Raw genomic sequence first — 12,211 nt, forward strand, 5'->3', positions numbered from 1 at the left:
GATTTTCATGGACGTACGCATCTACCTCGCCGGCCCTGGCGTGTTCCGCGCCGATGCGCTAGAGCATGGCGAGCGACTCAAGGCGCTCTGCGCCGAGTTCGGCTTCATCGGGCTGTATCCCTTGGACAAGCAGGTGCCGCGCCATATCGTCGGCGCTCGCGAGCAAGCGGCCTGGATCTACCAGGCCAATCTCGACTTGTTGGAGCAGGCCGATGCGGTGATCGCCGACCTGAACTTCTTCCGCGGCGGCGAACCGGACAGCGGTACCAGCTTCGAAGTCGGCTATGCCGTGGCGCGTAGCAAGCCGGTCGTGGGCTATCTGGAGGGGACCGGCAGCTATGCCGAGCGCCTTCAGCAGCGCTTTGCGCACCTGTGCGGAGAACCCGGCTTCGACTGCGACGGGTTGCTGCTGGAAGCCTTCGATCTGCCGCTGAACCTGATGCTGGCAGTGCCGTCGCAACTGGTCGTCGGTGGCCCTCGGGAGGCGATGCGCTGCCTGGCTGAGAGGCTCAGGGAGCATCGCTAGGCCCGCCGGGCAGATGAAGCTGCTGAATCGGTTTGGGTGGTGGCGCTTCGGGCATCACGTCGGCGGGGTCAGGCCGCAACCTTTGAGGATGACCCGGATCAGCGTCTCGGTGCCGCGTGCGAAGTCGTCCTTGGTTACCCGGCGCTGGCCCGTGATGCGTCGGATCTGGTCGGAGAAATCGGCGTAGTGCTGGGTGCTGCTCCAGATCAGGAAGATCAGATGCATGGGATCGATCGGGTCCATCTTGCCCGCATCGCTCCAGGCTTGCAGCACCGCCGCGCGACCGCGAAACCATTCGCGATAGTCCTCGTTGAAATGCTCCGAGAGGCATTCGCAGCCACTGATGACTTCCATGGCGAAGATTTTCGAGGCCTGCGGCTGCTTGCGGGAGAACTCCATCTTGGTGCGGATGTAGGCGGCCAGTGCGGTAGCCGGGTCGTCCTCGACGGTGAGGTTGTCGAAGGCGTTGTCCCAGAGCTCGAGGATGTGCCGCATCACGTCGACGTAAAGCCCCAGCTTGCTTGTGAAGTAGTAGTGCAGATTGGCCTTGGGCAGTGCAGCACGCAGGGCGATCGCGTTCATGCTCGTGCCCTTGTAGCCATAGCGGGCGAACTCTTCCGCGGCCGCCGAGAGGATCAGCTCCTCGTTCTTCTGGCGAATCTTGCCGGTGCGTTTGCCGACGGTGGGCGTGTGGGTGAGCGTGGCGTCGAAGGTATTCATGGTCCGTTCCCTGTGCTGGCGACATCTCGGGTCCGATGCGCTTCCTAATGCTAGCGTAGGCGGCTGCGGCCGATTTTCCTCACGACAGGAACCAACCGCCACTCGGGTTACGGCGCGATGCGGGCCGCATGCCCGCCATGGCCGGTATTGAACGGCGTCCGTTTTCTGCCTGCCAACCGGCCGCGAGCGCGGACTGGACATCTTCACAGCCTATGGCAGAGCCTTGGACGGCTCTGCCTGACGGGCTGCCCCTCAGATGGTCTCGGCCCAGAGATCGTACTCGTCGGCGTTGGTTACCCGGACCCAGACCTTGTCGCCGGGCTGCAACGGCTGTTCGCTGTCGACATAGACCATGCCGTCGATCTCCGGGGCGTCGGCGTAGGAGCGGCCGATCGCGCCGTCTTCATCGACTTCGTCGATCAGTACTTCGATTTCCTGACCGATCTTGCGCTCCAGGCGAGCGGCGCTGATCGCCTGCTGGTGGGCCATGAAACGATCCCAGCGCTGCTGCTTGACCTCGTCCGGTACCGGCTCCAGGTCCAGCGTCTCGGCTGGCGCGCCCTCGACCGGGGAGTACTGGAAGCAACCGACGCGGTCCAGTTGCGCCTCGGTGAGCCAGTCGAGCAGGTACTGGAAGTCCTCCTCGGTCTCGCCGGGGAAGCCAACGATGAAGGTCGAACGGATGGTCAGTTGCGGGCAGATCTCGCGCCACTTCTTGATGCGCGCCAGGGTCTTGTCCTCGAAGGCCGGACGCTTCATAGCCTTGAGCACTTTCGGGCTGGCGTGCTGGAAGGGAATGTCCAGGTAGGGCAGCAGCTTGCCCTCGGCCATCAGCGGAATCACGTCGTCGACGTTCGGGTACGGGTAGACGTAGTGCAGACGCACCCAAACGCCCATGCTCGACAGCGCCTGGCAGAGCTCCAGCATGCGCGTCTTGACCGGTTGGCCGTTCCAGAAGTCGGTCTTGTACTTCATGTCGACACCGTAGGCGCTGGTGTCCTGGGAAATCACCAGGATCTCCTTGACCCCGGCCTTGACCAGGCGCTCGGCCTCACTGAGCACATCGCCCACCGGGCGGCTGACCAGCTTGCCGCGCATGGAGGGGATGATGCAGAAGCTGCAGGTGTGGTTGCAGCCTTCGGAAATTTTCAGATAGGCGTAGTGGCGCGGGGTCAGCTTGATGCCCTGCGGCGGCACCAGGTCGACGAAGGGATCGTGATCGATATTCGGCGGCACCACTTCATGTACGGCGTTGACCACCTGCTCGTACTGCTGCGGGCCGGTGACGGCCAGCACGCTGGGGTGCACGTTGCGGATGCTGTCTTCGGCCACGCCCATGCAGCCGGTGACGATCACCTTGCCGTTCTCGGCAATGGCTTCGCCGATGGCATCCAGCGATTCGGCCTTGGCGCTGTCGATGAAACCGCAGGTGTTGACCACCACCACGTCGGCGTCCTGATAGGTGGGCACGATCTGGTAACCCTCCATGCGCAGCTGAGTCAGGATGCGTTCGGAGTCGACGGTTGCCTTGGGACAACCCAAGCTGACGAACCCGACTGTTGGCGTTTTGCTCATCGACAATGACCTCGAAACAGCGCATGAAAAAGGCGCGCGAGTATACAGAGCTGGATATTTTTTAGCCATGTCGGCCGTCGTATGTGCGAGCGGGTCGGGAGCGTCCCGTTATAAGCGATTCGGGCATGTGGGTGTTGTCGACGCGGCCGGGGACGCCCAAGCGCGCCGTGCTACAGGCTCAGTTCGAGTAGCGCTGGCTGGTCTTCCGGGCCGGTGCCATGGCGATATTCGCTCGGGGTGCAGCCCACGAATTGCTTGAACGCCCTGGCGAAATAGGTGCGGCAACCGCGCAAGATCCACCAGATCGCCAACGGCTCCTAGCGCTGCTGACCGGCGTTGTCGGCTCAGCCCTCGCCTGGTTCCGCAGTGTTGAGATCGGCGATCTCGGAACGATTACGGCCGTGCTGCTTGGCCCGGTAGAGGGCGCCGTCGGCCAGTTTGAGGACGCGTTGCACGTCAGCGTGGTGGCTGGGCCAGACGGCGATGCCCAGGGAAATTGTGATATGGCCGACAGGGGCGACCTCGTCCTGCTCGACGCAAAGGCGCAAACGCTCGGCGACCCGCAAGGCCGATTCGATGTTGGTGTTCGGCAACAGCATCAGGAACTCCTCGCCACCGCTTCGGCAGAGCACGTCAGCGTCTCGCGAGCAGGCAGCCATCAGCTGGGCGAGATGCCGAATGACCTGGTCACCGACATCGTGCCCATGGTTGTCGTTGATGCGTTTGAAGTGGTCGATATCCAGGGCGACCACCGCGAACGAATGGTCGGCGGCGCCGAGCGCCTCCAGCGCGAGCGACAGGCCGCGGCGGTTGTACAGGCCGGTCAGCGGGTCCGTCTGTGCGTCGAGGTGGAGTTTGCCGATGCGTTGGTGCAGCAGGTTGATGCCCAGTTTCAGGGCGCGCTTGAGTTGTGCGGCTTCGAAATACCAGGAGCGGATCCGCTGGATGCGCTCTGCGCTGGTGGGTGCGTCCATCTCGCCCGCGCTCTTGGCCAATTGCCAGAGCGGACGCGAGATCAGCCCGGACAGCAGCCAGACGCCGAGGAAGGTCAGCAGGGCCAGCGGGGTGGTCTGGCGCAGCACTTGGAGCATCAGGCCATCGAGCGGGTGCAGAGTCGCGGCGGTGGGGCGTTGCGCGACGATGCCCCAGCGGGCGGTCGGCACCGCCGCGAAGCCGGCCAGCATGTCCTGGCCCTGGCTGTTTATGACACGCTGGCTGCCTGATTCGCCGCTGATCACGCGGTCGATGACGGTGTTTTCGCCCACCAGGGTACCGACGCGCTGGGGATCGGGGTGGTAGAGCAACCGGCGGCGCTGGTCGACCGCGTAGAGATAGGAGCCGTCCTTATAGAAATGTTCGCCGAGCATGCTGCTGAGAATATTCGGCTCCTTGAGGCTGATGATGCCGCCGACGTAGCCGAGATAGGTGCCTTGCTTGTCGACGATCGGCTGCGAAACCGAGATCACCAGCGTGCCGATGGCCGAGACGTACGGATTGCTGATCAAGGGCCTGCGTTCGCGCAACGCTTCACGTGCACCGGGCGAGTCCAGGGTGTGGCCGACCAGCGCCAGACCGGTCGGCGAAACGGCGCGAATGATGCCGTTTGCATCGGTGACCACGACGCTGTTGAAGCTGTTTGTTTGCAGGCGCAGCCGTTCGGTCTCGCTGCCGAGCGTATCGGCGTCGAAGCGTTCGGCGAGGATCCTGGCGCTGTACCCGAGCTGCTGTTGCAGCGTGGCGAAGAAGCCTTCGGTGCCGACCGCGAGCTTGACGGCATAGGCCCTGTTGGCTTCGAGGGTGCTTTGGATGAGCGATTCGCGCTGGACCTGATAGCTGGAGTAGAAACTGATGCTCAGCATGATCAGGCCGCTGAAGATTGCCAGCACCACGATCAGCCGCCGCAGGTCTACGCGAAACAATGAAGCAAAAGACATGGGCTTTTATTGCCGGTCGTAGTAAGGGTCGACGTGCATGGTAGGGCGTTTGCAAGGACGGCTCCACACCAGCGGCGAGTTAATCGACAACCGAACAGGCTCGATGACTGCCGCGAGGCCGCAGTTACGTTGGCTGCGGACCCGCTCGGGTATGTGCCGAACACCGGGGCGTGAACGCTGCCAAACTGAAGGCCCGGCAACGATAATCGCGCCCACCTTTGTTAGGATGGCCGCATTGATTTGAACGGATAGCTGCTGTGATCGATAGCCAAACTTCATCGCCAACGAGCTCTGCCCATGTTCCGACTGGCGTTCCGGGACTCGACGCGGTGCTCAAGGGCGGGTTGTTGCCGCGAGCGGTCTACATCGTCCAGGGCGGGCCGGGCGAGGGAAAGACCATTCTGGCCAACCAGATCTGCTACAGCTGGGCGGCCCGCGGCGAGCGCTCGCTGTACGTCACCTTGCTGGCTGAGACCCACCATCGCCTGCTGCGCCACCTGCAGAACATGTCGTTCATGGACAACCGCTATGCAGGCACCTCGGTGATCTACGAAAGCGCGTTCGACATCCTGCGCACGGATGGGCTGGAAGGCATCCTTCGCTACCTGACGCGCAACGGCAAGCGCCAGAATCCCTCGCTGATCGTGATCGACGGGCTCTTCGCGCTGGAAGAAAACGCGGCCTCCGAGCGGGTGTTTCGCGAGTTCATCAATGACCTGTCGGTCTACGCGGACGTGGTCGGCTGCACCGTCCTGCTGCTGACAAACAGCAAGCGTGACGCCGGTAGCCCGGAGTTCACCATGGTCGATGGCTGGCTGACCCTGGGCAGCGACGAGGATCATTTCCGCACCTATCGCTACCTGCAGGTGCGCAAGTTCCGCGGCAGCGATTTCGTCTCCGGCCGGCACATGACGTCCATCACCGAGGATGGGTTCCGGGTGTTCCCGCGACTCGAGGCCGTCACCGCAGACCAGGCTTCGGCACCGATGCGCGAACAACGGCTGAGCACGGGCGCCGATGGGCTGGACCAGATCATCCGTGGCGGCATTCCGTACTCCTCGACGACATTGCTGGTCGGGCCGACGGGGGTCGGCAAGACGACCCTGGGCCTGAGCTTCATCTGCCAGAGCAATGCGCAGGAACCTGGCCTCGTCTTCGGCTTTTACGAGGATGCGCATCGCCTGCGTCGTCGCGCCAGCGCCTTGGGCCTGGACCTCGACGGGTTGATCGACAAAGGGCTGGTCGAAGTGATTCATCGATCACCGACCGAACTGCTGCAGGACCAGTTGGCCGAGGACATTCTCGAAGCGGTTCGCAGGCGCTCGGTCAAACGCTTGTTCATCGATGGCGTCGATGCGTTCAAGCAGGCGGCAATCAACACCAATCGGCTCGGTCGCTTCTTCAGCACCTTGACCGCCATTCTTCGCAGTGAGGGTGTGACCACGGTGTTCACCGCCGAGCTGGCGGAAATCGTCGGTGGTGACAGCGGCCTGCAGTTCCCGGCGGTATCGGCCATCGCCGAAAACATCCTGCTGCTGCGTTATGCCGAACTCGAATCGCGACTCTACCGAACACTGGCCATATTGAAGATGCGGGAAAGCGACTTCGAGCCCTATGTGTTCGAGTTCACCTTGGGGGAGGGTGGTTTCAGGCTGGGGCGGCGCATGGAGCATACCGAAGGCGTCGCGATCGGCCGACCGCATCGCCAGGCTCCGCCAGGGGGCGAGGATGTCTAGGGAAGGGCAGGATGCGCTGGCGCCACTTGTGCTGCTGGTCGAGGACGAGCTCGGCCTGAGCAAACTGATGGTGATGATTCTCGAGGACGAGGGCTATCGTGTCGCTACCGCGAGCAACGGGGCGCAAGGCTTGCGCATGCTCGAGCAGGAAAGGCCCGCCTTGATCATCACCGACTACATGATGCCGGAGCTCGACGGTGCCGAAATGGTTCGTGCCATTCGCCGTAACCCTGCCTATGACGGCGTTCCGATCCTGATGATGAGCGCTGCGCTGACTCAACAGATTCCGGGGCGCGACCTGGTCGATGAATTCCTGCCGAAAGGCACCGGGCTCGCCCCGCTGATCGATGCTGTGCGACGCCTGACCGGCGAAGGTGCTGGCAGCGCCGAGTCAGACACGCCGGACCCTTGAACCGCGACCATCCGACGCTGGCTCAGGCAGGGGTGATGAAGTCCGTTTCACTCCGACGCCTATCTCCGCCCGGCAGATAGCGTTTCAACTGCAGCGCCGGCAACTCGACGAAATGCCAAGACAGCGCGGCCACGGCAATGCTCGCCGCGAGGCTGATCGCCATGAAGGTACCCAGCGAGAGTTGCGCATCGAACGCATGCATCAGCCACTGCTGGATTGGAAAGCTGAAGATGTAGATGCCGTACGAGAAATCACCGTATCGGCCGAATCTCGACAGCCGCGGTATCGGCAGGTGGGCGAGATAAATGGTCAGGTAAGGCAGCGTCAGCACGTGAATGTATGGCCATAGCTCGGTTCTTGCGCTGAGCAGCGACACCACCAGCATGCCCAGCGCCACCTTCCAGTTCCACGGCAGGATTCGGCGATACAGATACAAGGCCGAGCCAAGGAAGAAGAATATGCCCAGCCGCGTCGTCTTGCGCAGCAGGTCGCTCTCGAGGCCAAGCCCCGGTATCAGGTAGAAGTGAATGAACATGAGGGCCAAGGGCACCGCCAGCACCGCGACTCGGCCAATGAGTCCGATCAGCCCCAGCAGCATCAGCGAGGTGTACATCAGGACTTCGTAGGGCAAGGTCCAGACCGACCCATTGACCGTATCCGGAAACGGATTTTCGGTGAACACTCCGGGCAGATGAAACTGAGTGACCAATGCCATATTGCCGAGGAAGCGCAGTGTCTGGCTGTGCAGCACGTAGTCCTTCAGCGGCATGCCGGTTACCAGCGGCCCGACGACCAGAACGGTGAGCAGCACCGACATGCACAGCGCCGGGAATATGCGCAGTGCGCGCTTGGCCGCGAAGTCCAGCACGCTGCGGCTGTTCAACCATGAGGCAGCGATGAGAAACCCGCTCATCACGAAGAACAGGTTCACCGCGATGTCGGCCGTATCCACCGACCCGGTGAACCGCCGCATCGGTTCGGTGGCACCGGCACCGGAAAGCCAGTAGCAGTGGCCAAGGACGACGGCGCAAGCTGCGGCGAATCGCAGAAAGTCGAAATTGTTCGCGTCACGTTGCAGGGAAGTGACATCCATAGGCAATGCCTTCGATAAAACGGGTAGGGCGTAAGCCGCCAAGGCGGTCAACGCAACGGAAAGGTCTTGCTCATGCCCAACGCACCGCTTTCGCCGTCATGGATGGCTTGTTCGATCAACGCCAAGCGTTGCGGCGCGTTACGCAGCCGAGCGACCAGGCGCAGCAGGATGAGAAACAGGCAACGGTTCAGACGATGCAGCCGAGGGGAAGCGGCCCAGACGTTCTTGTCGAACCAGGCTTGATTGCGCGCGGCGTAGTAGGCGCGAAAATCCGAATCGCCGAGCAGGAAGGTCTCGTAGATGTTGCGGGTCCGCGCCTTGATGTTCCAGGACTGCTCGAGCTCCTCGATCACAGCGTCGGTGAACAGGAACAGGCGGCCGCCACCGGCGGTGATGCGTCGGGTGTATTCGGTGTCGTCGACATACAGCACCAGCTCTTTCAGCGGGACGCCAATGCGCTCGTACAAGCTGCGGTGGGCGAGCATGCCGCCGTACGGAGCGAACGGCAGGCTGATGCTCGCCGGCCGCTTGTTGGGGCGACGCGCCCAGGGCAGGCGTCGCCATAGCTTGTATGGCAGCTGCGCGACGTGAAAGCCGAAGTAGCTGGAGCGGGGTTGCAGCAGGTAGCGCAGCGGCACGCCTTGGGCGATATCCGCCTGTTGCGTCGCGCGGTAGCCCAATACGGCAACCCGGTCCACGCCCAGCAGCCCGCCAAGACGGGCCAGTTCACGGTGAAGAATGGACACCGCCGCCGCAGTGGGTGCGTTGTCGTCGTCCATCATCCAGATGTAATCCGCTCCGCCAGCCAGCGCCGCTTGCAGTGCGACGGCGTAGCCGTTCGCCGATCCGGTATTGTGCTGCAGCCGAATCAGGCGGACCTTGTCTGGCCAGCGTGCTGATAATTGGTCCAGCGGCGCTGACGAAGCGTTGCTCACGATGATCACCTCGGCGATCTCGTCGAACGCCAGCGCGCGCTCGACCAGTTGCTCGAGGTAAGCCAGCCGATCACCGTAGGTGACGGTCACCACGGAAGTTTTCAGGGTCATGAGGTGTCTCGGCATGAAGCGAAAAAGCGACGGCCGCGTCAGGCGCAGAAAGCGCTGACGAGGCGTTGAGCGTCGTTGGTGGATGCCTGGTTCAGAACTCGCCAACGGTTTCCGTTGGTTGTGCCTCGGCGGGAGCCGCGGCGGGATTCGCGTCGACGGCGTCTTCCTCATCGTCTGCTGCGAAAAACGCATGGAAGACACTGATCAGCCGGGTCGCGCCGGGCATCCCCGGCAGCTCTGGCGCCTGGAATATTTCGGTATAGGAATAACCATCAGCGTAAACCAGCGATTGGCTGTTTTGGTCTGCACTGTTCATGACGCCTCCAGAGGGGGTCGCAGGATTTAGAACGAGTAACGGGTACTGTCACTGGAACGGCGGTACGGATCGCCCGAAAGCGGCTCGGCCAGGCGCACTGTGGGCAGCGCGATCGCGGTGGATCCGCTGCCCTGGCAGGGCGCTGGGTTGGCACCCTGATCGAAAATGATCACCCGGGGCCCTCGGCTTACGACGCAGTTGGAGCTGTCCTCGGAAAAACTCGCCTGTCGTTGCCGGGACAATCCGTCGGTGCCGTGCTCGGCCAGGTGGACGGCGCCAGTCGTCCCGCTGATCAGCAAGGCGAAGCTTAATACGCAGGAGGTCTGGATTCGTTGAGTGGTGGTTGCTGTGTTCATCCGTGAAACCTCGCAGTAAGAGGGGGCTGTTCAGGCGTGCTTCATGGGCACCGCCGCAGGGTAGACCGGGGTGACGCTGGCCGGCGTTACGGTTGGGCGGTGCGGGAGCACATCCGGTCCTTGATGCACAATGACTTCGCGGGTTCTAGTATCGACGAAAGACTTAATCTCCTGCCTGAACCGTTCGGTTGAAAAACGCTCCGCGCTGGCCCGACAAACGTCGGGAAGAATGTGATGCGCTTCCGCTTCGAACTCCTGAACGGCCGCCATCAGCGATTCCGGCGTCTGCTCGGGGTAGAACACGCCGGTTGGTTCCGGGTGGTCGATTCCACGTACCGTTTCCAGCACGCCACCTCTGCCATAGGCGATTACCGGCGTCCCACACGCCTGAGCCTCGATGGGTGCGATGCCGAAATCCTCCTCGGCGGCGAACACGAAGGCGCGCGCGCGTTGCATGTGATGCAACAACACCGCGAAGCTCTGGTAGCCCATGAGCGTCACGTTGGGTGTGGCCAGCTCCCTGGCCTTCTCCATCTCCGGCCCGGTGCCGATCACCACCAGCTTCTTGTCGGGCATCCTGGAAAAGGCTTCGACGATCATCGGGATGCGCTTGTAGGGCACCATGCGCGAGGCCGTGAGGTAATAGTCTTCCTTGTCGGCATAGAGGGTGAACTGGCGAGTGTCGACAGGGGGGTAGATCACGGTCGACTCGCGCCGGTAGCTCTTGTTGATGCGCCGGCCGATGAAGTGCGAGTTGGCGATGAACTCGTCCACGCCGCTTGCGGTGCGCTGGTCCCACATGCGCATGTAGTGCAGCAGCATGCGTGCCAGCTTGGCCTTGAACCCATGGTCCAGGCTGGCTTCGTGCAGGTACTGATGCTGCAGGTCCCAGGCATAGCGGATCGGCGAATGTACATAGCTGATATGCAGCTGGTTCGGCCCGGTGAGCACGCCCTTGGCGACGGCGTGGCTACTGGAAATGACCAGGTCGTACGCCGACATGTCGAGTTGCTCGATGGCCAATGGCATCAGCGGAAGATACTTCTGGTAATGCGTTTTGGCCTTGGGCAGTTGCTGGATGAAGGTCGTCGTAGCGCGTTTGCCACCGAGACAGGCTCGATCTTCATCGGAAAGAAAGTCGATCACGGCGAACAGGTCGGCTTCCGGCCAGGTCTCGAGCAACCCGGCGAGCACGCGTTCGGCGCCCGCATAGGTCACCAGCCAATCATGAACAATGGCGATTTTCATACGATAGCCTTTCGATAGAGAGGGCAGCGGGGCGGTTGCCGAGGCATCGGCGACCGGGAAATTTCAGGCCGCGGCGCGGCAGATGCCGGCGCAGCGGTGGGCAGGGTCCGTGCGGCTAGGCAGGGCTCAGTGCTTGGGCTGACCGAGCGGTAGTTGCCGCAAGCCGCTTTTGCCGCCGTTACGCACACCGGTGAAGGCCTGGTCGATCAGGCGAGAAACCTGCTGTGCCGATGAGTTCCAGCAGTACCGCGCCACATTCGCCTTGCCGCGGCGGCGCAAGTCCTGCCGCAGCGCCTCGTCGCGCAGGACGCGTTGCATGCAATCGGCAATGTCCTTGACTTTCAGCGGGTCGAAATACAGCGCACTGTCGCCCAGCACCTCCGGTATGGACGCCGCCCGGGCAGCGATGACCGGGCAGCCGCAAGCCTGCGCCTCGAGGGGCGGGATGCCGAAGCCTTCATACAGCGAGGGGAAAACGAACGCCGTGGCGCCCTGATACGCCTCTACCAGCTCCTGATCGGTCAGCCTGCCCAGCATGCGAATGCGCCGGCTGCCGGCCATGTCGTGCAGGCTGCCGGAAAACACCCGGTTCGAATCGCCGATGATGCGCAACTCGACCTCGTCGAAGCCTTCGAGCTTGAGGAACGCCGCCACCATGCGGGCGAAGTTCTTGTGCGCGCTGTGCGATGAAACCGCGAGCAGGTAGGGCGCCGAGCCACGAGGACATTGCTCTGCGCAGAAGGGTTGAAAGCGCGCGTCCACGGCATTGGGCACCACCCAGATGTGGCGTGCCGGGTAACCATAGAAGCGGGCTATTTCCTGCCGGGAAAATTCGCTCACGGTGATCAGCGCCTTGATTCGTTTGAGTAATAGTGGGGTCAGGTTGCGATAGGTGGCCCTGAATGCTCGCGAGTAGCTTTCCGGGTGCCGGACGTAGGTGATGTCGTGGTGAGCCGCGATCTGGTTGCCGTAGGCCAGCGGGGCGGTGTTGCACAGTGAGACCAGTGGCGGGCTGCCGTTGCGCAGGAGCCAAAGCGGAAGGTCCAGTTGCTCCCAGAGCTGTCCTCGGTGGCGGCCGATACGGCGCACTTGGAGTTGCTCGGCGCTTTCATGCAGGTGGATGTCGTGCGGCGCGACGAATACCAGATCGTCGCGCAGCCCCTTCAGTTGCAGGCAAATCTGCTCCGCGAAGCGCTGCACGCCTCGCATTTCCTGGGTCAGAAAGCGCGCATTGATGACAATCATTTTG

The 12,211-nt window shown here is 62.6% G+C and carries 13 protein-coding genes; 3 read left to right on the forward strand and 10 right to left on the reverse strand.

Features of this window, described 5'->3' with window-relative positions; all coding sequences use genetic code 11:
* The first annotated feature begins 7 nt into the window (after nucleotides 1-7).
* Nucleotides 8-526, forward strand: coding sequence for a nucleoside 2-deoxyribosyltransferase (locus KCX70_RS08915; protein WP_212619954.1), 519 nt, complete (start codon nucleotides 8-10; stop codon nucleotides 524-526).
* Between the two features lie 54 nt (nucleotides 527-580).
* On the opposite strand, the gene KCX70_RS08920 is transcribed toward KCX70_RS08915, so the two are convergent.
* The 4 genes from KCX70_RS08920 to KCX70_RS08935 all read right to left on the reverse strand — a co-directional run bounded on the left by KCX70_RS08920 (nucleotide 581) and on the right by KCX70_RS08935 (nucleotide 4,755).
* Nucleotides 581-1,246 carry a TetR/AcrR family transcriptional regulator gene (locus KCX70_RS08920; RefSeq protein WP_212619955.1) on the reverse strand — a complete coding sequence of 222 codons (666 nt, stop codon included), beginning with the start codon at nucleotides 1,244-1,246 and terminating at the stop codon, nucleotides 581-583.
* Nucleotides 1,247-1,498: 252 nt separating this feature from the next.
* Entirely contained in the window at nucleotides 1,499-2,821 is a 1,323-nt protein-coding gene (gene rimO / locus KCX70_RS08925) for a 30S ribosomal protein S12 methylthiotransferase RimO (protein ID WP_212619956.1), read from the reverse strand.
* Nucleotides 2,822-2,991: 170 nt separating this feature from the next.
* Nucleotides 2,992-3,132 carry a helix-turn-helix transcriptional regulator gene (locus tag KCX70_RS08930; protein ID WP_212619957.1) on the reverse strand — a complete coding sequence of 47 codons (141 nt, stop codon included), beginning with the start codon at nucleotides 3,130-3,132 and terminating at the stop codon, nucleotides 2,992-2,994.
* 33 nt (nucleotides 3,133-3,165) lie between these two features.
* Complete coding sequence (locus KCX70_RS08935) at nucleotides 3,166-4,755, reverse strand: sensor domain-containing diguanylate cyclase (protein ID WP_212619958.1); 1,590 nt, start codon at nucleotides 4,753-4,755, stop codon at nucleotides 3,166-3,168.
* Between the two features lie 257 nt (nucleotides 4,756-5,012).
* On the opposite strand from KCX70_RS08935, the gene KCX70_RS08940 reads away from it, so the two are divergent.
* Entirely contained in the window at nucleotides 5,013-6,491 is a 1,479-nt protein-coding gene (locus tag KCX70_RS08940) for an ATPase domain-containing protein (protein ID WP_102850960.1), read from the forward strand.
* On the forward strand, nucleotides 6,484-6,903 hold the full coding sequence (locus KCX70_RS08945) for a response regulator (RefSeq protein ID WP_180984011.1): 420 nt from the start codon (nucleotides 6,484-6,486) through the stop codon (nucleotides 6,901-6,903). The genes KCX70_RS08940 and KCX70_RS08945 overlap by 8 nt, the downstream gene beginning before the upstream one ends.
* A 22-nt stretch (nucleotides 6,904-6,925) precedes the next feature.
* Here KCX70_RS08945 and KCX70_RS08950 read toward each other — a convergent pair whose 3' ends face one another.
* The 6 genes from KCX70_RS08950 to KCX70_RS08975 all read right to left on the reverse strand — a co-directional run bounded on the left by KCX70_RS08950 (nucleotide 6,926) and on the right by KCX70_RS08975 (nucleotide 12,207).
* Nucleotides 6,926-7,996: an acyltransferase family protein gene (locus KCX70_RS08950; RefSeq protein ID WP_212619959.1), complete on the reverse strand. Its 1,071-nt coding sequence runs from the start codon at nucleotides 7,994-7,996 to the stop codon at nucleotides 6,926-6,928.
* A 47-nt stretch (nucleotides 7,997-8,043) separates the two neighbouring features.
* The gene (locus KCX70_RS08955; protein WP_021210097.1) at nucleotides 8,044-9,042 is read right to left on the reverse strand and encodes a glycosyltransferase; all 999 of its coding nucleotides are present in this window, start codon (nucleotides 9,040-9,042) and stop codon (nucleotides 8,044-8,046) included.
* A 91-nt stretch (nucleotides 9,043-9,133) separates the two neighbouring features.
* Complete coding sequence (locus KCX70_RS08960) at nucleotides 9,134-9,358, reverse strand: hypothetical protein (protein ID WP_212619960.1); 225 nt, start codon at nucleotides 9,356-9,358, stop codon at nucleotides 9,134-9,136.
* 26 nt (nucleotides 9,359-9,384) lie between these two features.
* On the reverse strand, nucleotides 9,385-9,714 hold the full coding sequence (locus KCX70_RS08965; RefSeq protein ID WP_212619961.1) for a hypothetical protein: 330 nt from the start codon (nucleotides 9,712-9,714) through the stop codon (nucleotides 9,385-9,387).
* A 30-nt stretch (nucleotides 9,715-9,744) separates the two neighbouring features.
* Entirely contained in the window at nucleotides 9,745-10,962 is a 1,218-nt protein-coding gene (locus tag KCX70_RS08970) for a glycosyltransferase family 4 protein (RefSeq protein WP_021210094.1), read from the reverse strand.
* 126 nt (nucleotides 10,963-11,088) lie between these two features.
* A complete protein-coding gene (locus KCX70_RS08975; RefSeq protein WP_102850953.1) occupies nucleotides 11,089-12,207 on the reverse strand; it encodes a glycosyltransferase family 4 protein in 1,119 nt (372 codons plus the stop codon).
* Nucleotides 12,208-12,211 lie beyond the last annotated feature (4 nt).

The organism is Stutzerimonas stutzeri (genome assembly GCF_018138085.1).
In the GTDB taxonomy this organism is placed as follows: domain Bacteria; phylum Pseudomonadota; class Gammaproteobacteria; order Pseudomonadales; family Pseudomonadaceae; genus Stutzerimonas; species Stutzerimonas stutzeri_AI.

Coding starts and splice junctions, on each gene's coding strand:
- KCX70_RS08955 (WP_021210097.1), bottom strand. CDS start 9,042: ATGACCCTGAAAACTTCCGTGGTGACCGTCACCTACGGTGATCGGCTG.
- KCX70_RS08960 (WP_212619960.1), bottom strand. CDS start 9,358: ATGAACAGTGCAGACCAAAACAGCCAATCGCTGGTTTACGCTGATGGT.
- rimO (WP_212619956.1), bottom strand. CDS start 2,821: ATGAGCAAAACGCCAACAGTCGGGTTCGTCAGCTTGGGTTGTCCCAAG.
- KCX70_RS08915 (WP_212619954.1), top strand. CDS start 8: ATGGACGTACGCATCTACCTCGCCGGCCCTGGCGTGTTCCGCGCCGAT.
- KCX70_RS08945 (WP_180984011.1), top strand. CDS start 6,484: ATGTCTAGGGAAGGGCAGGATGCGCTGGCGCCACTTGTGCTGCTGGTC.
- KCX70_RS08965 (WP_212619961.1), bottom strand. CDS start 9,714: ATGAACACAGCAACCACCACTCAACGAATCCAGACCTCCTGCGTATTA.
- KCX70_RS08970 (WP_021210094.1), bottom strand. CDS start 10,962: ATGAAAATCGCCATTGTTCATGATTGGCTGGTGACCTATGCGGGCGCC.
- KCX70_RS08935 (WP_212619958.1), bottom strand. CDS start 4,755: ATGTCTTTTGCTTCATTGTTTCGCGTAGACCTGCGGCGGCTGATCGTG.
- KCX70_RS08950 (WP_212619959.1), bottom strand. CDS start 7,996: ATGGATGTCACTTCCCTGCAACGTGACGCGAACAATTTCGACTTTCTG.
- KCX70_RS08920 (WP_212619955.1), bottom strand. CDS start 1,246: ATGAATACCTTCGACGCCACGCTCACCCACACGCCCACCGTCGGCAAA.
- KCX70_RS08975 (WP_102850953.1), bottom strand. CDS start 12,207: ATGATTGTCATCAATGCGCGCTTTCTGACCCAGGAAATGCGAGGCGTG.